Annotated in this window: 24 protein-coding genes; 12 read left to right on the top strand and 12 right to left on the bottom strand. The window is 68.4% G+C overall.

Translation table 11 applies throughout. From position 1 onward, the window contains the following. Positions 1-133 precede the first annotated feature (133 nt). A complete protein-coding gene (locus OB895_RS05200; protein WP_079112606.1) occupies positions 134-724 on the bottom strand; it encodes a TetR/AcrR family transcriptional regulator in 591 nt (196 codons plus the stop codon). A 33-nt stretch (positions 725-757) separates the two neighbouring features. On the opposite strand from OB895_RS05200, the gene OB895_RS05195 reads away from it, so the two are divergent. The 4 genes from OB895_RS05195 to OB895_RS05180 are packed head-to-tail and all read left to right on the top strand — an operon-like array spanning position 758 to position 3856. Next, entirely contained in the window at positions 758-1711 is a 954-nt protein-coding gene (locus tag OB895_RS05195) for a DMT family transporter (RefSeq protein WP_079112607.1), read from the top strand. A 26-nt stretch (positions 1712-1737) separates the two neighbouring features. Continuing rightward, complete coding sequence (locus tag OB895_RS05190) at positions 1738-2520, top strand: SDR family oxidoreductase (RefSeq protein ID WP_042541897.1); 783 nt, start codon at positions 1738-1740, stop codon at positions 2518-2520. A gap of 3 nt (positions 2521-2523) precedes the next feature. Continuing rightward, entirely contained in the window at positions 2524-3234 is a 711-nt protein-coding gene (locus OB895_RS05185; RefSeq protein WP_042541896.1) for a uracil-DNA glycosylase, read from the top strand. 4 nt (positions 3235-3238) lie between these two features. Next, on the top strand, positions 3239-3856 hold the full coding sequence (locus OB895_RS05180; protein ID WP_042541895.1) for a GNAT family N-acetyltransferase: 618 nt from the start codon (positions 3239-3241) through the stop codon (positions 3854-3856). Positions 3857-3865: 9 nt separating this feature from the next. On the opposite strand, the gene OB895_RS05175 is transcribed toward OB895_RS05180, so the two are convergent. The 6 genes from OB895_RS05175 to OB895_RS05150 form a co-directional block, all read right to left on the bottom strand. Then, positions 3866-4660 (bottom strand): ABC transporter ATP-binding protein, encoded by a 795-nt coding sequence (locus tag OB895_RS05175; protein ID WP_311879370.1) that lies wholly within the window; start codon positions 4658-4660, stop codon positions 3866-3868. Then, on the bottom strand, positions 4657-5448 hold the full coding sequence (locus tag OB895_RS05170; RefSeq protein ID WP_042541894.1) for an ABC transporter ATP-binding protein: 792 nt from the start codon (positions 5446-5448) through the stop codon (positions 4657-4659). The genes OB895_RS05175 and OB895_RS05170 overlap by 4 nt, the downstream gene beginning before the upstream one ends. Continuing rightward, the gene (locus OB895_RS05165; protein WP_042541893.1) at positions 5445-6311 is read right to left on the bottom strand and encodes an ABC transporter permease; all 867 of its coding nucleotides are present in this window, start codon (positions 6309-6311) and stop codon (positions 5445-5447) included. The genes OB895_RS05170 and OB895_RS05165 overlap by 4 nt, the downstream gene beginning before the upstream one ends. Beyond that, a complete protein-coding gene (locus tag OB895_RS05160) occupies positions 6311-7258 on the bottom strand; it encodes an ABC transporter permease (RefSeq protein WP_042541892.1) in 948 nt (315 codons plus the stop codon). The genes OB895_RS05165 and OB895_RS05160 overlap by 1 nt, the downstream gene beginning before the upstream one ends. A gap of 13 nt (positions 7259-7271) precedes the next feature. Further along, complete coding sequence (locus OB895_RS05155; RefSeq protein WP_042541891.1) at positions 7272-8792, bottom strand: ABC transporter substrate-binding protein; 1521 nt, start codon at positions 8790-8792, stop codon at positions 7272-7274. Positions 8793-8885: 93 nt separating this feature from the next. Continuing rightward, complete coding sequence (locus OB895_RS05150) at positions 8886-9812, bottom strand: alpha/beta fold hydrolase (protein ID WP_042541890.1); 927 nt, start codon at positions 9810-9812, stop codon at positions 8886-8888. A gap of 171 nt (positions 9813-9983) precedes the next feature. Between OB895_RS05150 and OB895_RS05145 the strand changes: the two genes are divergently transcribed. Genes OB895_RS05145 through OB895_RS05135 form a run of 3 tightly spaced genes read left to right on the top strand, consistent with a single transcriptional unit; the run spans position 9984 to position 11683 of the window. After that, positions 9984-10460 carry a carboxymuconolactone decarboxylase family protein gene (locus OB895_RS05145; RefSeq protein ID WP_042541889.1) on the top strand — a complete coding sequence of 159 codons (477 nt, stop codon included), beginning with the start codon at positions 9984-9986 and terminating at the stop codon, positions 10458-10460. Continuing rightward, on the top strand, positions 10457-11179 hold the full coding sequence (locus tag OB895_RS05140) for a tyrosine-protein phosphatase (protein WP_042541888.1): 723 nt from the start codon (positions 10457-10459) through the stop codon (positions 11177-11179). Before OB895_RS05145 ends, OB895_RS05140 begins: the two co-directional genes overlap by 4 nt. 33 nt (positions 11180-11212) lie before the next feature. Beyond that, positions 11213-11683 carry an SIP domain-containing protein gene (locus OB895_RS05135; protein WP_042541887.1) on the top strand — a complete coding sequence of 157 codons (471 nt, stop codon included), beginning with the start codon at positions 11213-11215 and terminating at the stop codon, positions 11681-11683. A 95-nt stretch (positions 11684-11778) separates the two neighbouring features. On the opposite strand, the gene OB895_RS05130 is transcribed toward OB895_RS05135, so the two are convergent. The 4 genes from OB895_RS05130 to OB895_RS05115 all read right to left on the bottom strand — a co-directional run bounded on the left by OB895_RS05130 (position 11779) and on the right by OB895_RS05115 (position 15940). Beyond that, positions 11779-12225: a hypothetical protein gene (locus OB895_RS05130; protein ID WP_042541886.1), complete on the bottom strand. Its 447-nt coding sequence runs from the start codon at positions 12223-12225 to the stop codon at positions 11779-11781. Beyond that, entirely contained in the window at positions 12222-13025 is an 804-nt protein-coding gene (locus tag OB895_RS05125; RefSeq protein WP_079112611.1) for an arginase family protein, read from the bottom strand. Before OB895_RS05125 ends, OB895_RS05130 begins: the two co-directional genes overlap by 4 nt. Positions 13026-13092: 67 nt before the next feature. Next, positions 13093-13836 (bottom strand): PspA/IM30 family protein, encoded by a 744-nt coding sequence (locus OB895_RS05120; protein ID WP_042541884.1) that lies wholly within the window; start codon positions 13834-13836, stop codon positions 13093-13095. Between the two features lie 55 nt (positions 13837-13891). Continuing rightward, positions 13892-15940: a TPM domain-containing protein gene (locus OB895_RS05115; RefSeq protein ID WP_079112612.1), complete on the bottom strand. Its 2049-nt coding sequence runs from the start codon at positions 15938-15940 to the stop codon at positions 13892-13894. Between the two features lie 122 nt (positions 15941-16062). Here OB895_RS05115 and OB895_RS05110 point away from each other — a divergent pair, with 122 nt between their 5' ends. The 5 genes from OB895_RS05110 (at position 16063) to OB895_RS05090 (ending at position 20122) form a co-directional block, all read left to right on the top strand. Then, positions 16063-16902: a DUF3097 domain-containing protein gene (locus OB895_RS05110; protein ID WP_042541882.1), complete on the top strand. Its 840-nt coding sequence runs from the start codon at positions 16063-16065 to the stop codon at positions 16900-16902. A 43-nt stretch (positions 16903-16945) separates the two neighbouring features. Further along, on the top strand, positions 16946-17671 hold the full coding sequence (gene trmB, locus OB895_RS05105; protein WP_042542162.1) for a tRNA (guanosine(46)-N7)-methyltransferase TrmB: 726 nt from the start codon (positions 16946-16948) through the stop codon (positions 17669-17671). Continuing rightward, entirely contained in the window at positions 17668-18561 is an 894-nt protein-coding gene (locus OB895_RS05100; RefSeq protein WP_042541881.1) for a CPBP family intramembrane glutamic endopeptidase, read from the top strand. Before trmB ends, OB895_RS05100 begins: the two co-directional genes overlap by 4 nt. A gap of 29 nt (positions 18562-18590) precedes the next feature. After that, a complete protein-coding gene (locus OB895_RS05095; RefSeq protein ID WP_042541880.1) occupies positions 18591-18983 on the top strand; it encodes a DUF1304 domain-containing protein in 393 nt (130 codons plus the stop codon). Positions 18984-19045: 62 nt separating this feature from the next. Further along, entirely contained in the window at positions 19046-20122 is a 1077-nt protein-coding gene (locus tag OB895_RS05090) for a DNA polymerase IV (RefSeq protein ID WP_079112613.1), read from the top strand. Between the two features lie 20 nt (positions 20123-20142). Here the strand turns inward: OB895_RS05090 and OB895_RS05085 are convergent, their stop codons facing one another. Next, on the bottom strand, positions 20143-20544 hold the full coding sequence (locus tag OB895_RS05085) for a RidA family protein (RefSeq protein WP_042541878.1): 402 nt from the start codon (positions 20542-20544) through the stop codon (positions 20143-20145). Between the last annotated feature and the right edge of the window lie 84 nt (positions 20545-20628).

The following is a 20628-nucleotide window of genomic DNA, read 5'->3' as shown; positions in this document are numbered from 1 at the left end:
CTGGAACTGTTGGAAGGTCGGTTCGACTGATGTCGTTGATGCGACAGTACGGAATGTCGGAGGCTGTCAACAGCGGGTGGGAAATGTGACGTAATGAAGTCGGGCCGAACCCGCGGGCCGACGAGCCGGGGGATCAGGCCTGACCGAGCAGTCGCCCCGCCCACATGCGCGCGATCACGAACGGTTCGGCGAACGTCGTCATCCCGACCGTCACGATCGCACCCTCGTACAGCAGCATCATCGCCTGCGCCATCGCACGGGGATCGGCCATTCCCGCTTCGGCGCAGAGCTCCTCGAACACGTCGAGCAGCCAGGCCTTCTGACGTGACACCTCGGGGAACACAGGGTGGTCGTCGTTGCCGTCTCCGATCTCCGCGCGCGCGTTGATCGCGCTGCATCCCTTCGGGCTGTTCTCGTCGGACCAGGTGATGGCGGCGTCGAAGATCGCGAGCACCCGATCAGGGCCGGGCTCGGGAACGCGGGAGAGGTGGGCGGCCACGTGCTCCCGCCACCGAGCGTCGCGGTGCTGGAGGTAGGAGACGACGAGCGCCTCCTTCGATCCGAAGCGGTCGTAGAGCGTCTTCTTCGTGACTCCGGCCGCCTCGGCGATCGTGTCCACTCCGACCGCATGGATGCCGCGTTCGTAGAAGAGCCGCGAGGCGGCGTCGAGAACGCGCTGCCCTCCGGGGGTGAGCGGGGCGAGCTCGGGAACGGGCTGCGTCATGTAGTTGACTATACCAGTCTGTATAGTCGACACATGAGTAAACAGATCGGTCTACTTCGTTCGGTGGTCACTGTCGCCGCCGCCGTGGCCTTCATCGTGACCTGGAGTTCGGGATTCATCATTCCTGCGTACGCCACGGTGGACGTGTCGCCGCTCACGCTCCTCGTGTGGCGGTTCGTGCCGCTGGCCGTCCTTCTCCTCGCCGTGCTCCGTCTCTCGGGCGCAGCGAAGGGGCTGCACATTCGCGACGTGCGCACGCAGGCCACGATCGGACTCTTCGCGCAGTTCGGATACTGTGTCGCGGTCTACGGCGCCGTGGCGGCCGGCATCGCCACAGGCACGGTGGCGCTGATCGACGCGGTGCAGCCACTCGTCGTGGCCGTCCTCGTCGGACCAGTGCTCGGTCTGCGAGTGCGAGGTGCGCAATGGGCAGGGCTCGTGATCGGAGCGGTCGGCGTGCTCCTCGTGGTGCGTTCTCAGTTCGGGTCCTCCGAGGCGCCTGCGATGGCGTATCTGCTGCCGGCCGTGGCGATGGTCTGCCTCATCATCGGCACCCTGCTGCAGCGGAAGTCGGCGGTGAAGAGCGGCGTGCTCCTCACCCTGACCATCCATGTGACGGTGACCGCGGTGCTGCTGCTCGTCATCGCGGTGGTGACCGGAACCCTGCTCCCGCCGGCGTCGGCCTCGTTCTGGCTCGCTGTCGCGCTCACCGCGGTGTTCCCGACACTCGCCGCCTACGGCCTGTACTGGTGGTTGCTGCGGCGGGTGGGGATCACGGCGTTGCAGGCTCTGCTCTTCCTGATCGCCCCGGCGACGTCACTCGCCGGCAGCATCCTGCTGGGAGAGCCGATGACGGTCGTCACGGTCGCAGGGTTCATCCTGTGCGGGATCGGTGTCGCGGTGGTGCTCACAAGCGAGGCGAGATCGCCCAAGACGACCGCATCGTCGGCCCGAAAGCGCGACGTGGCGGTGCGCGAGGCGAGATAGTGGCCGGAACATCGTACGGTGGAGGCATGGTGAACAGGCGTGCAGTCGTGACAGGTGCGAGCTCGGGTATCGGACAGGCCACGGTGCGTGCGCTGCGCGCGCGCGGCTGGGGAGTCGTCGGAGTCGCACGACGTGCGTCCCGGTTGGCGGCGCTCTCGGCGGAGACGGGTGCCTCGACGATCGCGTGCGACCTGACCGACCCGGATGCCGTGGCAGCGCTGGTCACGGAGCTCGAGGCCTCGGGGCCCGTGCATGCGCTCGTGCAGGTCGCCGGCGGAGCACGGGGGACGGACCGCGTCGAGAACGCCTCGATCGACGACTGGCAGTGGATGTACGACGCCAACGTGCTCTCGAGCCAGCGTCTGGTCGCCGGTCTCCTGCCCCTGCTGAGGCGGGCGGCCGCGGCGGACGGGCACGCCGACACCGTGTTCGTGACGTCGACGGCCGCACAGGTGGCCTACCCCGGCGGAGGCGGCTACAACGCGGCCAAGGCCGCGCAGGCGATGCTGGTGCACGCGCTCCGACTCGAGCTGAACGGCGAGCCGATCCGAGTCGCCGAGATCGCCCCCGGCATGGTGCACACCGAGGAGTTCACGCTCAACCGGCTGGGCGGCGACTCGGTCGCCGCGGAGGCCGTGTACTCGGGCGTCGAGGCGCCGCTGCAGGCGGAAGACGTCGCCGACGTGATCGCCTACGCGCTGGATGCCCCCGGCCACGTGAACCTCGACCTCATCACGATGCGACCCGTCGCGCAGTCCGCGAATCATCTGCTCGCCCGCGGACCGCTGCGCGTGCGACCGATCGACTGAACGATGACTGCGCGAACTCTTGCCGAGCTCGCCGATGACGGACTCATCGATCCGGGGTGGGCCGACGCACTGGCGCCGGCTCAGCAGACGATCACCGCTCTCGGCGAGCGACTGCGCGACGAGCAGGCTGCGGGGCGGGGCTATCTTCCCGCGGGGGATCATGTGCTCCGTGCGTTCGAGCGCCCGCTCTCGGACGTCAAGGTGCTCATCACCGGTCAGGACCCCTATCCGACTCCCGGGCATCCGATCGGCCTGTCTTTCGCGGTCGACCGAGACGTGCGCCCCCTGCCACGCAGTCTCGGCAACATCTACGCCGAGCTCGAGAGCGACCTCGGCATCCCTCCGGCGCCGCACGGGGACCTGACCGCGTGGAGCGACCAGGGGGTGCTGCTGCTGAACCGCGTGCTGACGGTGCGTCCTGGCGAGGCCGGATCCCATCGCCGCTGGGGGTGGGAGCAGGTCACCGAGCTCGCGATCCGCGCTCTCGTCGCCCGTGACCGGCCGCTCGTCGCGATCCTCTGGGGAAAGGACGCCGCGAACCTCCAGCCGCTGCTCGGCGACACCCCTGTGATCGTGTCAGCGCACCCGTCGCCGCTGTCCGCCCGTCGGGGGTTCTTCGGCTCCCGCCCGTTCTCCCGCGCGAACGCGCTGCTCGAAGGGCTCGGTGCGAGCCCGGTCGACTGGCGCATCGGCGGCGAGCCCCCTCTAAGCTGATCGCATGCAGTTCGAGCCCGGTGATCGCCGCCGTGTGCTGCCGCGCCATCTGCGCCCGCAGCCGGAACCCGAGGTGTTCTCGTACTCGATCCGCCCCGCACGGTCGGGCGATCTGCCGTACGTGCGCGAGATCTACAACCATTTCGTCAGCAACTCGGTCGTCACCCTCGATGAACGGCGCAGCAGCATCCCCTATTGGCGGGAGAAGTTCGCGCTGCTGAGCAAGCTGGGCCTGCCCTTCCTGGTGGCGGTCTCGCCGGCGGGAGTCGTGATCGGATACGCGCTGGCGCAGCCGTGGGCGGGCAAGAACGCCTATCGGTACACCGTCGAGGACTCGATCTACCTCGGACCGGGGGCCGGCGGCAAAGGACTCGGGGTCGCACTGCTGCAGGCGCTCATCGACGCATGCGAGCAGCTCGGCATCCGCGAGATGGTGGCCGTGATCAGCGACACCAAGGCAGACGCATCGATACGTCTGCACGCGAAGCTCGGATTCGTCGAAGCCGGGCGCATGGGTCGAGTCGGACACAAGTTCGGCCGCGACCTCGGCACCGTCTACATGCGACGCGCCCTGCGCCCGAGCCGTCGACGGAAGTTCTTCAGCTTGAGCTCCGGGCGCTGAGAATCGCGCTCATGCCGGGGGAGCGGGGATGACCGGGATCGCCGCGAGCAGCGTCTTCGTGTAGTCCTGCGTCGGACGCAGCAGCACGTCTGCGGTGGTTCCTCGCTCGACGACGCTCCCGTCCTTCATCACGACGACGGCGTCGCAGAGGTTCTGCACCACGCCGATGTCGTGCGACACCAGGACGAGCGTGAGGTCGGCGGTGCGTCGCAGCTCGATCAGGAGCTCGAGGATCTGAGCGCGGACGGTCACATCGAGCGCCGACAGCGGCTCGTCGCCGACGAGGATGCGCGGACGGTGGACGATGGCCCTGGCCAACGCGATGCGCTGCCGCTGCCCGCCCGAGAACTCGTGCGGGTATCGATCGCCCATCTCGGGCTCCAGACCCACCTGCTCGAGCACTTCGCGCACCCTGGCTCGGTGATCTTCGTCGATGCCGAGCGCCCACAGCGGCTCGCGGACGATCTGCGCCGCGGTCATCCTCGGGTCCAGCGATGCGTAGGGGTCCTGGAACACGAGACCGGTCTGACGGCGCAGCCAGTGCAGGGACCGCGCGGATGCCGTGGCATCCACCGCTCTCCCGTCGACCGTGACGGTGCCGGACGTCGGGCGGTCGAGACCGAGGAGCAGCCTGACGAGGGTGGACTTGCCCGATCCGGATTCGCCGATGATGCCGACGGACGATCCCTCGACGATGTCGAGATCGGTCGGCGCCAGCGCGGTCTGGCGCCGGGTGCGCTCGAACGTCGAACGCTTCGGGATCACGAAGTCGCGCCGCAGCGACCGCGCCTCGATGAGACTCATCGCGCACCTCCTTCAGGACGCCAGAGCGTCGCGGTGGCGTCGCGGAGGAGCCCCTGTGTGATCGGCGACGCCGGGGCGGTGAGGAGCGTGCTCACGGGGGCAGCCTCGACGACCCGACCGTCTTCGAGGACGACGCCACGGGTCGCGACCTGCGCCAGCACCGCCAGGTCGTGCGTGATGAACATGAGGGACATGCCCTGTTCCTCGACGAGGTTCAACAGCAGCGACAGGATCTCGGCCTGGATGGTGACGTCGAGAGCGGTCGTCGGCTCATCGGCGATGAGCAGGCGTGGCCGGCATGCGAGCGCGATCGCGATCGCGACACGCTGCCGCTGACCGCCGGACAGCTGATGCGGATAGCGATCGACGATCGATGCGGGATCGGGCAGCCGCACGCGCGCAGCCTCCTGGATCGCACGCTCGCGGGCTTCCCGCCGACCGATGCCCTCATGGATGCGGATCGACTCGGCGATCTGCCTGCCGATCGTGCGGATCGGGTTCAGGGCGGTGCGGGGCTCCTGGAACACGATCCCGATCTCGTCTCCGCGCAGTCTCGCGAGCTCGCGGTCGGGGAGTCCGATCAGCTCTGTGCCGTTCCAGCGGATGCTGCCGCTCGCGACCGCACCCTCGGGGAGCAGACCGAGCACCGCGAGGGCGGTGAGCGACTTACCGGAGCCGGACTCACCGATCAGGCCGAGACGGGATCCGTCCGGCACCTCGAACGAGATGCCGTCGACGACGGGGCGTCCGTCGATGCGGACGACGAGGTCCGTCACCTCGAGGGTCATGCGATCACCGCCGGTGTGTGGATCTCGGCCGCGCGGTGACGCAGCGTGGGGTCGGTGGCCTCGCGCAGGCCGTCACCGAGGAGGTTGAGCGCCAGCACGGTGATCGTGATCGCGAGCCCCGGCCAGATGACCGAGAGCGGATGCACGCCGATGTAGCGCTGCAGGTCGGCGAGCAGGAGTCCCCAGCTCGGCTCCGTGACCGAGGCGCCGAAACCGAGGTACGACAGGCCGGCCTCGGCGAGCACCGCGACCGCCATCGACCACGAGAGCTGCACGATGAACACGGGGGCGACGTTCGGAAGAAGGTGGCGAGCGAGGCTCTGTCCGGTCGTGAGGCCGGACGCCCGAGCGGCGAGGACGAAGTCGCTCTGCTGCACGCGGCGCAGCTCGGGCCTCGTGACGCGGGCGATGTTGACGCCGAAGCCGATGCCGACCGACCAGATCACCACCCACAGCGAGCCGCCCCAGACCGACGAGATCATCATGGCGATCAGCAGCACGGGGAAGGCGATCAGGATGTCGACGAGCACTGCCACCGTCTCTCGCAGCCAGCGGGCGGTGAGCGCTCCGAGCGCGGCCAGGGAGATGCCGACCAAGGTCGCGATGACGCCGGCGCCGATGCTGACGAAGACCGTCGTGCGAGCACCTGCCATGAGCAGGCTGAGGATGTCACGGCCCGTGTCGTCGGTGCCGAGCAGATGAGGCCAGCTCGGGACCGACCAGCGAGCGCGCAGGTCGGACTCCTGGGGATCGAACGGGGTCCAGAACAGCGAGACGAGTGCGGTGAGCGCGACGACGGCGACGACGATCACGCCGAATCGACCTGTGGCGGATCGCGCCAGTCTCGGAAGCCAGCCGGGCATCAGGCCTCCCTCTGGCGCGGATCGATCGCGCGATGGATCAGGTCGACGAGGAATCCGACCACGAGCACGAATCCGGTGAGGACGAGGAGTTCGCTCTGCACCTTGATGAGGTCTCGGGTGCCGACGTCGGCCACCAGCATCCGTCCGATCCCGGGAAGTGTGAAGAGCTGTTCGATGACGACAGACCCGACGATGATCCCGGCGATCTGGAGTCCCAGCACGGTGATGATCGACAGGCCCACTGCGGGGATGCCGTGCGAGATGAGGGCGCGGGTGCGGGTGAGGCCCTTGGCGGCCGCCGTGCGGACGAAGTCCTGGCCTGCCGCCTGCAGGGTGGCGCTGCGGACGAACCGCATGAGCATCGCCCCCTCGACGATGCCGATCGTGAGAGCGGGCAGGAGGAGCGACTCGATCGCCTTCCACGGCGTGCTCCACCCCGTGCGGGGAAACCCCTGCGGCGGAAGCCAGCCGAGCCAGACCGAGAAGACGACGATGAGCATCATCCCCGCCCAGACGACCGGCACGGCGGCGAGGGCCTGTGCGCCGACGCTGAGGGCGGTGCCTCCGCGGCCGCCGCGCCGCACGGCTGACAGGATGCCGAACGGCACCGCGATGAGCACGGCGATCAGGAGGGCCAGGATGCCGAGGGGAACCGTGACCTGCGCCTTCTCGAGCAGCTCCTCGCCGACCGATGCACCGGAGAGCAGAGACGTGCCGAGATCACCGCGGAAGAGGCCCCCGATCCACTCGGCGTATTGCGCGGGGAGGGGACGGTTGAGGCCCAGCGATTCTCGGAGCGCCTCGACCTCGGCGGGGGAGGCCTGGGTTCCGGCGATCAGCTGCGCGACGTCGCCGGGGAAGACCCGCAAGGTGAGGAAGATCACCGCACTCGAGACGAGGAGCCCTGCGATGAGCAGGGCTCCTCGGACGAGCGCGTAGCGGATCACGAAGTGCGCGTCGTCACTTCTCGGTGGCGACGGTGACGCCGGCCAGGTTGATGCGCGAGTTGATCGAGTCCTCGGGGAACCCGGTGACCAGCGGGCTCACGGCCGTGATCGTCGCACCGTTGTACAGCCAATCCGCCGCGTGATCCTCGGAGACGATCCGCGCGGCCTCGGCGAGCAGGTCCGCGGACTTGTCGGGGTCGACCTCGGCCATAGCCTCGGTGTAGAGGCCCTGCACCTCGGCGTTGTCGTAGCCGAAGTAGTACTCGGGATTCGCGAAGTTGCCGAAGTCGCGCGGCTCGACGTGCAGCACGAAGCTCAGGTCGTAGTCGTGGTTGGTGTAGACGTCCTCCAACCAGGCCGGGAACTCGACCGAGTCGACGTCGAGGGTGACTCCGACCTTCTGGAAGTCGGAGATGAGGACCTTCGGGACCGTCGTGCCATAGAAGTTCGGGATCGTCAGGGTGAGCTCGAGGTCTTCCTGCCCGGCCTCGGCGAGCAGCTCCTTGGCCTTCTCGGGGTCGTAGGAGACGACGTCAGAGAGGTCTTCATAACCGGGGTCCAGTTCGGGAATCGGTCCGTAGAGGGTCGAGCCCGCGCCGACAGCCTCGACCAGAGCCTCGTGGTCGATCGCGAGGCGCAGCGCTTCGCGCACCCGGACGTCGTCGAGGGGCGCCTTGGCGTTGTTGAACGCGAGCGTCGCCTTGTCGGTGGTGCGGCCGGTCGTGAGAGTGAAGTCGCCGGACTCCTCGAGCTGCGGGGCGAGATTCGGATCCACCGCTGTGAGCACCTGGACGCCGCCATCGAGAGCAGCGTTCACCCCGGCCGTGAAGTCGGGGATGTACTGGAACTCGACCTCGGCGACGCCCGCAGGCTCGCCCCAGTAGGCCTCGTTGCGGGCGAACGTGATGGCGCTGCCCTTGTTCCACCGCGTGAGGGTGAAGGGACCTGTGCCGTTCTCGGCCGTCTTGAGATCGGTCGTATCGCCGGTCTGGAACACGAGACCGGCAGGACCGGTCAGTGAGAACAGGAAGTTCTGGTTCGGCGCCGTCAACACGATCTGCACCGTGGTCGGGTCCGGTGCGGTGATCGAGGCCACCGAGGCGAACTCGGCATTGCCCTGCAGCGTCGCGTCGGTGCGCACAGCCTCGTAGGAGGAGACCACATCGGCGGAGGTGAGCGCGGTTCCGCTGTGGAAGGTGATGCCCTCGTTCAGCGTGAAGGTGTAGGTGAGTCCGTCTTCGGAGACCTCGTAGTCGGAGGCGAGTCGCGGCACGATCTCGTTCTCCTGCGTGCGGCTGATGAGACCCTCGTAGATGTTGTCGATCAGGATCTGCTCCAGCGCTGCGCCGCTGGTGTGACGGATGTCGAGGTTGGTGGGCTCGAGGACGAGGCCGACCTGCAGCGTCGCGTCCGGATCAGGCTCTCCGACCGGTTCGGTGGTCTCGGGCTCTGCGGCACCTGCGCAGGCAGTGAGGACGATGGCGCTCGCCGCGATCGCGGAGATCAGCGCGAGTCGTCGCGTACGTCGGAACATGGGGTGTTTCCTCTCGGTGCGGCAGTTGCTGTGTGCCGTTGGATCGAGCCTAGGGATGTGTCAGGGCGTGAGGGCGGAATGTGGAACGGAACGTCACATTCCGCGAGAAGCGAGGGATGCGGAGATCAGCGACGCCAGCTCGGCGGGTGCGGTCTCCTGGACGTTGTGCGTGGCGTGGACGGCGGTGACGCGGGCGTGGGGCAGGCGCTCGCCGAACTCCTTCGCATCCGCCTCGCTCACGAAGCCGTCGATGGCGCGGACGAGCGTCACCGGGGCAGTAGTCTTCGACAGATCCTGCCATCCGGTCGTGTGGAGCAGGGACGGCGCCGAGTCGTCTCCGGGGCCGTGGGCTGCCAGTGTCTGAGCGGCGAGGTGCGCGAAATGGTGCTTCCACTCGACGCGGCCGTCGTCGCGCACACGGGTGTTGAGGAACACCCCGCGCTCGGTGTCGGAGCGGGCGCCCCCGAAACCGAAGGAGATCGCGCGGTCGACGAGCTCGTCGCGGGTCTCGAAATCGGTGGGTCCGGCGTAGAACTCGCGCAGGGCGGCTGGTCCGGCCGAGGTGTCGATGCCGGGAGTGATGTCGACGACGATCAGCTCGGACACGAGCTCGGGGCGGGCTGCAGCGAGGGCGGCGCCGGTGAGGCCGCCGAGCGACTGGCCCACGACCAGCTGCGCTCCGTCGGTCCAGGCGTCGAGTGCTGCCGCGACGTCGACCGCGAGCGTGCGAGGGGTGTAGTCGACGTCGCTGCGCCATGATGAATCGCCGTGTCCGGCGAGGTCGATCGCGAGCACCGGCTGCTGAAGGGCGAGCACCGTCGTGTCCCACGTGTGCGCGTTGAGGCCCGCGCCGTGCAGCAGCGTGACACGGGGCGTCTCTTCGCCGAACCGCAGAGCGCTGACGTGACGGCCGTCTGGGAGGGGCAGCGTCACGCGTCGGACGGATGGCACGGGGACTCCCATCGCCTGCGCCTGTGCGGGAAGATAACTGAACTCGCTGGTGTCGATCGCCACTTGCATATTCTGCTCTGTTCTCGGGGCAGTGCGGAAATGCAGGAGCAATGTGTCAACACAGGTTGCGGTGAAGAGTGTCATTGCGCAAGCCTGATGCGGAGGACTGTTGTCATTCTGCATTCGTCTGCGTGGAAAGCGACTCGCCGGGACGATTGCGCAACGGAATATCATTGAGGCATGAGCGAGACGCGAGTGCACCTCTCCAAGACCGAGCCAGCGGCCTATCAGGCCCTCGACGCCTTCGCCCGTACGGTCGGTGACATCTGTGCAGCGAACGGCATCGACGATCGGCTCAAGGAGATCGTGATGATCCACTCCTCGCAGCTGAACGGATGCAGCTACTGCACGCGCCTGCACGTCGACAGAGCCCTCAAGGCCGGCATCGACACGGACACGCTGATGCAGATCGCGACCTGGCGTGAGAGCGACGTGTTCAGCGACCGCGAGGAGGCCGCGCTCGAGCTCGCGGAGGCTTTCACGTTCATCTCCGAAGAGGGCATCTCCGACGAGGTCTACGACCGCGTCGGCGGAGTCTTCACCGAGAAGGAGTACGCGGCACTGAGCTGGGCCTGCGTCTCGATCAACGCCTTCAACCGGGTCGTCATCGCCGGACGATACCCCGTCCCGCCCCGCGCCCCACAGGCGCAGGCATGAGCGTCCTCGACATCGACGGCGTCAACAACTTCCGCGACGTCGGCGGACTCCCCGCAGACGGCGGGCGGATCCGCTCGGGGATGCTGCTGCGATCAGGCCAGCTCTCCGCCGCCACCACGGCGGGCGTGAACGAGGTTCGTCGTCGCGTCGCGCACATCGTCGACCTCCGCGACGGCGAAGAGGTCGCTGCGGAGCCGACCGAGATCGAAGGGCCGGACACCACCCACCTTCCGCTCTTCCTCGGATCCGTGCGTTCGTTCTTCGAGACGGACACGAGCCTGGAAGACCTCTATCTCCACCTTCTCGAGGAGAGCGGAGAGCGGCTCGTCGCCGCCATCCGGATCATCGCCGCCGGCGAGCCGACCCTGATCCACTGCACGGTGGGCAAGGATCGCACCGGGGTGACGGTCGCTCTGGCGCTCGCCGCGGTCGGCGCCGACCGCGACGCGATCATCGAGGACTATGCACTCACGGAGTCGCTGCTGCCGGCCGAGCGGTCGCATCGCATCGCCGCGTACCTGAGGTCGCAGCATCCGCAGGCGGTGCACGCGGTCGCGTTGGCCACGCAGTCGCCTGCGCCCGTGATGAGGGCGCTGCTCGAGCAGGTCGACGAGCGGTGGGGCTCGGCCGCCGGCTACCTTCGCGCGAACGGCATGACGGATCAGGAGCTCGAGGCTCTTCGGGCGGCGCTCGTGGAAGAAGTTGCTGAGCAAGGTTAGGCAACCCTTCGCGTCCTGTATGATGGATGCATCATGGAGACCTTCCTCGAGACCCGCAGCACGCGTGCCGAGCGCCGCGCCGCACGTCGTCGCGCTCACCACCTGGTGACCGCCGACGAGCATTCGCTCGCCGAACTCGAGGTCTTCCTCACGACTCTGCCGCTGTGCGCATCGGGCCGGATCTTCATCGAGGTCGCCGACGCATCGGACATCGGCGTGATCGACGCTCCCGGACGCATGACCGTCACCTGGCTCGCTCGAGCCCAGCGATCGGGAGCACCCGGAACCGGGCGGGCCTGCGCGCCCGGACAGGCGCTCGCGCGAGCAACCTGCGCCTGGGCTGACGAGATGCTCTGCGACGACGAGCTCGAGACCCACATCACCCTTCTCGGCGGCTACCTCGGCACGGCCGACATCGTCGAGCACCTGACCGGCACCCTCGACATCCAGCCCGCTCAGATCTACGCCCCCGAACGGTTCGGACTTCTTCCCGTCGACCGCTGAGGGCTCTGCCCGTCTACGGCTGATGGCTCTGCCTGTGTGCAGCTGAGAGCTCTGCCCTCTACGGATCAGGGCTCTGCCCGTCTACGGCTGCCCGTCTACGGCTGAGGGCGGCTGCGGCGGACGTAGTTGCCGTCTTCGAGGCCCGCTTCGATCTCGAAGCGGTTGTGCAGGGGATCCCGGCCTGCGAAGAGATAGAGCACCGGAAGCAGGAATCCATAGCGCAGCCACTGTGCTTTGTGCACCGCCTCGTGGCGCAGCATCGCGTCGCTGGGTCGGGCGTCACCGGTGAGGAAGCAGCCGCCCACGCAGACCCCGCCGCGATTGAACGTCCAGTTCGGCATCCCTCGGAACACCCAGAGGCCTGCTCGTCGTTCCACGGGGCCCGTGCTCCACAGTGAGCCCCAGATCCAGCCGACCGCCGTGCCCCACCAGTATCCGATCCGACTGACCGGCGAGCGGAGGAGGAACGAGGGGATTCTCCGGTCGAGTCGTCGACCGCGCGCCAGGGCGAGCTCGGCAGCGGGCCGCCAGTCAGCCGTCATGCGACAGCACCGACGAGGCGGAGCAGCGCTCCCAGGTCGTCGACCGCATCGGCGGGCGACCGCGGGGCGAATCCGGCGATGGTCGCGCCGGCCAGCGGCACGCGTGACCGCAGCGCGCGGATCGCTGCGCTGAGGGCCGCAGGCGCGAGCCCGAACGGGGCAGGGGAGGAGACGCCGGCGATCTCGGCGGGATCGAGCACGTCGACGTCGATGTGCACCCATACGCGGCGTGCGCCGGTCGCCTCGACCGCGTCGGCCAGGGCATCAGGCGAGTCGAGATCTTCGACGGAGAGCTGCGTGAGTCCGTCGAGAGCAGTGACCTCGGCATCGTCGAGATTGCGCATGCCCACCGTGACCACCCGATCGCGTGCGATTCCGGGCGCGAGCGTGAGCTGAGGTTCTCCCTCTCCCAGCACGGCTCGGAGCGCCATGCCCGAGAACGCGCCGGAGGGGGAGGTGTCGGGCGTGTGCATATCGGCATGGGCGTCGCACCACACGACGGCGAGGTCATCGGTGCCGCCGGGGAGAGCCGCCAGGGCGGCGACCGTCACGCTGCAGTCGCCGCCGATGATCACCGTGTCGGCCGTCATGCTCGCATCGACGAGTTCTCTGGTGCGAAGAAGCGCGCTGAGGCGTCGAACGCCCGTGCCCAGGGACTCGCCCGCCTCCACCGGCACATCGAGCACGGTGGTCGCCGCGCGCGGAAGATCGCCGGCGATCGCCGAGGCGCCGTCGACGAGGAGCATCGCGCGCGGGGCAGGGGAGCCCTGCCATTGCGGGACGACGAGGAAACGCACCATGGGTGCCTCCAGCTGTGAAGAGGAGCGGGTGCCTCGGACACGAGGATCCGAGGCACCCGCAGGTGTATCAGGAGCCTTCGATGGCCTGACGAGGGGCGGAGCCGCCCGCCTTCAGCTCGGCGAGACGAGCCTCGACCTCGGTGAGCTCACCGAGGTCTTCGAGGCTCTCGAACTGCGCGTCGAGGCTGGAGGCCGCGAGTTCGATCTTGCCCTGGGCAAGGGCCTCCTGGCGGCGGACCTTGTCTTCGAAACGGCCCAGCTCGCTGGTGGGGTCGAGGACGTTGATCGACGAGACCGCGTCCTGGACCTTCGTCTGCGCCTCGGCGACCTTCGCGCGGGCGAGCAGCTCGCTGCGCTTGTTCTTGAGCTCGCCGAGCTTGTCCTTCATGCCGTTGAGGCCGGACTTGAGCTTGTCGACGATCTCGGTCTGTGCCGCGATCTGGGGCTCGGCCCCGGTCGCCTCGCGCTCGGCACTGATCTGACGCTGAAGAGCGATCTTCGCGAGGTTGTCGAACTTGTCGGCGTCGGCCGCGTCGCCCTTGGTGCGCATCTCGTCGGCCTTGCGGCTGGCGGCGAGGGCCTTGTTGCCCCACTCGGTGGCCGCCTGGACGTCTTCTTCGTGGTCGCGCTCGAGCAGGCGCAGGTTGCCGATGGTCTCTGCGATGGCCGACTCCGCATCGGCGATGCTGTTCGTGTAGTCGCGAACCAGCTGGTCGATCATCTTCTGCGGGTCTTCCGCAGAGTCCAGGAGGGAGTTGATGTTCGCGCGGACGAGGGTCGAGATACGTCCGAAGATGGACTGCTTGGTCATGCGTGGTTCCTTTCAGAGGGTCGGACTCGATGTCTGGGGTCGATGTGTGTGCGGTTCAGAAGCGTCGTCCTCCCGAACGGCCGCTGCGGCCACTGGAGCGGCTGCCGCCGCCTCCGCCGAAACCGGAGCTGCGGAAACCGCCGCCTCCGCTGGAGCGCCAGCTGCTGCTGCGGGAGGAGCCACCGCCGCCTCCACCACCGGAGAGCAGACCGCCGATGATGCCGCCGAGGATGTCGCCGCCGAGGCCCGAGCCGCCGGAACCGGATCCGCCGAAGATGCTGCCGCCTCCGCCGCCCCAGCTGTCGTTCTGGTAGCGGCTCGGATTCATCGCCTCGACGTCGGCCTGCGCGGACGACGTGGCCTGACGGACGAGATCGAGCGAGCGACCGGCTTCGGTGAGCGCCGCCACGGGGTCGGTCGCGCGCAGGTTCAGTGCCTGGGTGAGGGAGGCCTCGGCCTGCGACAGCCGGGTTCGTGCGGTCGACCCGACCGTGCCGCGGCGCGTCTCGATGTACTCACGGGTCGCGCGGATCTCGGAGCCGGCCTGGGTCAACGTCTGCTCGAGCATCTGCTGGGCTCGACGGGCACGCTCCGCGGCCTGCGTGCCCTGGGCGATCGCGGCATCGATCTGCGTGTTCGCGGCAGTGAGGGCGTCGAGCACCCGCCGGGGGTCGCGTGAGGCTCCGGCGAGGCCGGTCTGGGCCAGCTGCAGCTGGCGGACGGTCGCCGTGGCGACCGAGGCGATCGCTCCGTCAGGGTCTGGCAGCTGCTGCGCGGCGGCGACGTCTGCCTGCAGCTCGGTCACCAGGGCCTGCGCCTGCGCTTCGATGTCCGTCAGCTCGGAGCCGAGCGCGGTGATCGCCTGATCCAGCTGAGCCGCCTGTGCGACGGACTGCTCGGCCGTGCGGATTGCGAAGGCGGCCTCGCCCGACCTTCCCGCGGCGATCGCCTGTGCTGCGGCCTCGATCGAACGGTCTGCGAGCAGCGCGCGCTCCTGGGCCTGCGCCGGGTTGTCTGCGACGGTCGACAGAGCCGTCGAGTCGTAGGTGTCGGCGAGAGCCGAGAGAGCAGCGGCCGCGCCGTCGAGGAGGGGCTGGAGCGCTGCCCGCTCACCTTTCACTCGCTCGAGCTCCTGCGGTGCATTCTGCTCGAGCTTGCGAAGGGCGTCGAACGCCTCGGTGTTCTCGTCGAGAACATCGTCGATCTCGTCGCAGATCTGGATGATGCGGATGTGCCACGCGCGACGATCGTGGACGGTGTCCTCGATCTCGTCGTCGAGCTTCTGCTTGAGATCGAAGGCCTCCGACATCTTGGCCTTGGCGGTCTCGACGGCGCCGGTGAACGCCGAGGTGGCCGCTTCGCCGAACTGCGCGACGGCGAAGCCGAGCTCTTCCCGGCTCGAGGTGATCGCATCGTCGGCCTGCACGAGGGCAGCACCTGCCTGCGTCTGCACCTGCTCGTCGGTCAGAGTCGAGAACGGATCGTTCGGATCGGGCTTCTCCGGCATGGCCCCGCGCCTGCGTATCTCGGCGTTCCTCCGCGAGCGGCGTACGAGCGCGATGACGAGCCACACGACCAGGCCGAGTGCGATGACAGCGACCACGATCAGGGTGGCTCGCAGAGCGCCCGCCCCGCCGTCACCCTCGATCTCGTCGGCAGCGAGGACGATCATGCCCTCCCAGTCCTCCTGCGCGGCCAGGCCCTGGATCTTGTCTTCCACATCGTCGAGCTTGCTGTCGCTGAGCGGACCGTCGGGGGCGGCCGAGATGTAGTAGCTGCGTCCGTCCACCGCGATGGCGAGAAGATACTGCTCGGAGCCGAGGTTGTTGCTCTCTGCGACGGTGTCGGCCCAGGCGATGTTGTCGGACGGCGAGGTGAAGTCGTCGACGAGGACGACGAAGAGGTCGGAGGAGGAGTTGTCGCTGAGCGTCTGGAGTCGCGCCTCGACAGCATCCTCTTCGCTCGCGCTGAGGACGTCGGCGTCGTCGGTCACGTACCCCGAGTCGAGAGTGACCGGATCGGTCGCAGACGCGGCCGAGGCGGAGAACGCCCCTGCGGCCGCTGCCGCGGTCAGCGCGGCCAGCGCGAGCCACCGTGTCTTCATCGTGTTCCCTCCGACCGGCAGCCGAGCCCCATGGCACGAGTCTATGCACTGAGACCGACACGCGACAGCTTCCGAGCGGGGATAGCCGTTCGCCCTCAGCGGAGACACATACGCTGGATGGCATGGACGACAGGTATGGATCGGATGTGCTCGCGGCCGGCTGGCGTGAGCGCGCAGCGAAGCCGGTTCCTCAGGTTGCGGCCGAGCTCGATCTCGTCGTCGAGGTCGCGCAGGACGGATTCTGCGGAGCGGTCACGCGGGTGCAGGGCGGCAACGTCGAGCTCGAAGACCGAGTCGGGCGCAAGCGCCTCTTCCCCCTGGGCGGCGGGTTCCTGATCGACGGATCGCCTGTTCGCCTCACAGTCCCCGCAGCGAAGGAGCAGGGACTCCGGCGCACGGCATCCGGATCCTTCGTGGCCGCTGACCAGCGAGCCAGGGTCGCACTGCCCAGCCGCATCCTGGTGGAGGGCAAGCACGACGCCGAGCTCGTCGAGAAGGTGTGGGGCGCAGATCTGCGGGTCGAGGGCGTGGTCGTCGAGTTCCTGCAGGGAGTCGATCTGCTCGATGAGCTGCTCGCCGCCGAGCCGCCGACCGCCTCCCGGCGCTACGGGGTGCTCGTCGATCATCTCGTGCCGGGGTCGAAGGAGTCGCGCGTCGCCGATGCGGTCGCCCGCGGACCGCATGGAAAGCACGTACGCATCGTCGGCCATCCGTTCGTCGACGTCTGGCAGTGCGTCACCCCGCGGGCTCTCGGAATCGCGAAGTGGCCGGAGATCCCCCGGGGGACGGACTGGAAGACCGGGATCTGTCGTGCGTTCGGCTGGCCATACGAGACGCAGGGCGACACCGGTCGGGCCTGGCAGCACATCCTGTCGAAGGTGCACACGTATCGCGACCTCGAGCCCGCGCTCCTCGGCCGGGTCGAAGAGCTGATCGACTTCGTCACCGCGCCCGCGCCCTGATCCGCGGTCTGTGGCGTCGATCGCCGCCGACTACCCTGGAAGCATGCCCGAACCCCGCACCTTCCGCGACGAACCGGTCTCCTTCGTGCGCCGCAGCGGCCGGATGTCCGACGCGCAGGAACGCGCGTTCGAAGAGCTCGGACCGCACTACCTCCTGGATGTCCCTCGTGATGTCGCGTGGACCTCGGTGCACCCTGAAGCAAGGCTCGACCCGACCGTCGAATACGGACGGGCGGCCGATCTGTTCGTCGAGATCGGATCCGGCCAGGGGCACGCCATCGTCGCCGCGGCGTCGTCGCGACCCGATGACGACTTCCTCGCCGTCGAGGTCTTTCGCGCCGGGCTGGCGAGGACGATGCTCGATGCCGACCGCGAGGGCGCACGCAACGTGCGTGTGGTCGAGGCGAATGCGCCGGAGGTGCTGTCGTCTTACCTGCCCGAGGAAGCCGCAGCGGAGGTCTGGATCTTCTTCCCCGACCCGTGGCACAAGAAGAAGCACACCAAACGCCGGCTCGTCCGCCAGGGGTTCGGTGACACCGCCGCCCGCGCGCTTCGCGACGGAGGTCTCCTCCGCCTGGCGACCGACTGGGAGGACTACGCCCTCCAGATGCGCGACGTGCTCGACGACGAGCCGCTGTTCGAGCGCGCTTTCGACGGTGACTGGGCGGAGCGGTTCGACGGACGAGTCATGACGGCTTTCGAGCGCAAGGGGATCGCCAAGGGGCGCGACATCCGCGATCTCGTGTATCGGCGGAAGCCGCGCGCGTGATCGACATCCAGCGCACGTCGACCACCTGGCCCGCCGTCGCACCTGCGCTGCTCGTGTGCCTTGCGGCACCGGCGTTCTTCGTCGTGCAGATCGCCTGGCTCGGCTGGGTGCTGCTCGCGCTCGGCGTCGGCGCCGCCTGGCTGGTCGAACGGCGTGTGCCCTCGTCCCCGGATCAGACGGCGACCGTCGGCGCGCGGCCTGAGAGCGCTCGCGTGATCGGAGCGAGTCGTCGGCCTTCGCTCACCCGGGACCTCTCGTTGATCGCGCTCGGAATGCTCATCGTGAGCGTCATCCCGCTGGCGGCGGAGCTCGACAACCTGGCGATGCTGCGCTTCACGCTGGCGCTCGGAGGTGCGGTCGCCGTGCCGTACGTCGTCTCGCGCTTCGTCTTCCGAGATCGGGCGATCGGTTTCCCCTGGCGTGCACACCGGCGATGGGGGCGCCTGCAATGGGGCTGGCTGGTGGCGGTCCTGGTGCTCGGCTGGCTGATCCTGCCCTTCTACTTCATCACGAGCGGGGTCTATCAGAACTGGCCGGTCGTCGACTCGCCCGAGCTCATCGCGCGGCTGTTCGTCGGCGTCGGCGCAGTCGGCATCTGGGACGAGCTGTTCTTCATCTGCACCGTGTTCGCACTGCTGCGCAGACACTTTCCCGATGCCCTCGCCAACGTGCTGCAGATGATCGTGTTCGTCTCCTTCCTGTGGGAGCTCGGCTACCGCGAGTGGGGTCCGCTGCTCACCATCCCGTTCGCGCTACTGCAGGGGTTCATCTTCATGCGGACGCACTCGCTCGCCTATGTCGTGACCGTGCATCTGCTCTTCGACGCTGTCGTCTTCGCCGTGCTCGTGCACGCGCACAACCCCGGGCTGCTGCCGATCTTCCTGATCTGACAGCACGCGAGGGTCGATACGATCGAGTCATGCTCATCGTCGGACTCGTCCTCGCCGCGGCCGCTGCCGCCTTCCACGTCTTCATCTTCGCGCTCGAATCGCTCAAGTGGACCGAACCTGAGACGAGGAAGATCTTCGGCGTCGCCAGCGAGGCCGACGCCGTCACGATGAAGGCCCTCGCCTTCAATCAGGGCTTCTACAACCTCTTCCTGGCGCTGACCGCGCTGCTCGGCGTCGGCTTCGTGATCATCGGCCTCACGACGATCGGGCTGACTCTGGTCTTCGCCGGCACGGGGATGATGCTCGCCGCGGCACTGGTGCTCGTGCTCTCCGACCGCACCAAGCTGCGGGCGGCCGCGATGCAGGGCACTCTGCCGCTGCTCGCCGTGATCGCGACGGCGATCGGCATCTCGATCAGCTGAGCACCGCGCGCTGATCGTGTGCGAGGGGTGACTTCCCGAGTGACACGGGCCACACTCGATGCATGAGCGACTGGGTTCTGCACGTGGACATGGACCAGTTCATCGCTGCGGTCGAGGTGCTGCGCAGACCCGAGCTCGCGGGGCTCCCTGTGATCGTCGGCGGCAGGGGGGATCCCACGGAGCGAGCCGTCGTGTCGACGGCGTCGTACGAGGCGCGCGAGTTCGGCATCGGATCCGGGATGCCGTTGAAGATCGCGGCGCGCAAGGCGCCCGAGAACGCTGTCTTCCTGCCGGTGGATCACGACGCCTACGAGTCGGCGTCGACGGAGGTGATGTCGACGCTGCGCGCGCTGCCAGGGGTGGTGCTCGAGGTCATCGGCTGGGACGAGTGCTTCCTCGGCGTCACGACCGATGATCCTGAGGGGATCGCGCGCCTCGCTCAGAGCGCGGTGCTCGAGGCGACCGGGCTGCACTGCTCGGTCGGTATCGGAGACAACAAGGTGCGCGCCAAGATCGCCACCGAGTTCGGCAAGCCCCGAGGAGTGTTCCGGCTCACCGCCGACAACTGGTTCGAGGTGATGGGTGACAAGCCCACGCGGGGGCTCTGGGGTGTGGGGCCGAAGGTGCAGAAGAGGCTCGCAGCCCACGGCATCACGACCGTCCGTGAGCTGGCTGAGGCCGATGAGGGCCAGCTCACCGCGGAGTTCGGTCCCCGGATGGGCGTCTGGTATCACGGTCTGGGGTCGGGTCTCGGACCTGCTGTGGTCGACAGCACCCCCTGGGTGGCACGCAGCCACAGCCGTGAGACGACCTTCCAGCAGAACCTCACGACGCCCGCGGAGGTGCGCTCGGCGCTGGTCGATCTGGCCGGGCAGGCCTTCGACGACTGCGCCTCCGAGGGGCGCGCGGTCGTCCGCGTGCACCTCAAGGTGCGTTACGCACCGTTCGAGACGAAGACCTTCGGTCGCAAGCTGTCAGAGCCGACGACCGAGCGGGCCGAGGTCGTCGATGCGGCTCTCGCTCTCGGTGACACGCTCGATCGCGACCGTGAGGTGCGACTGCTCGGTGTTCGCGCCGAGATGGCCATGCCGGACGGCGGCGACTCGGCCGAGCGGACGCCGGTGCGGGGCAGAATCTGAACAGCTGACGCCGGGTCAGGTCATTCGCGGATGACAGCGGCGATCGCGCTCACCTCGATCACTGCTCCGGGGACGCCGAGACCGGCCACCAGGGCTGCGGTCACCAGGGGAGGGGCGCCGTCGCGCGCGAGCGTGGATGCGACGGCGCCGTAGGCAGCGCGCAGATCAGCATCCTGATGGATATAGATGGTCCAGCTGATGACGTCGTCGAGGCTCGCGCCCGCTGACTCGAGGGCGATGCGGGCGTTCTGAACCGCTCGGAGCGACTGCTCGGCGGCATCCGCCGAGACGAGCGCGCCGGTCTCGTCGACGCCGTTCTGGCCGCCGATGTGGATCGTCGTGGCCCCTGGGGGGACGACGGCGACATGACTGAATGCGGGGCTCACGACGAGTCCCGCGGGCTGTGCGAGTGTGATCTCCATGCCGCAGAGTATGCACCCGGACGCGGACATCCGCGAGGCGCACGGGTGCTGCCGGGGCGGGCGCGAGGCCCGCCCCGGCAGTGA

Origin of the sequence: Microbacterium forte, from assembly GCF_031885415.1 — a bacterium.
GTDB lineage: Bacteria > Actinomycetota > Actinomycetes > Actinomycetales > Microbacteriaceae > Microbacterium > Microbacterium forte.
The sequence above is the reverse complement of the archived record's forward strand: the minus strand, read 5'-3'. Positions and strand labels throughout refer to the sequence as shown.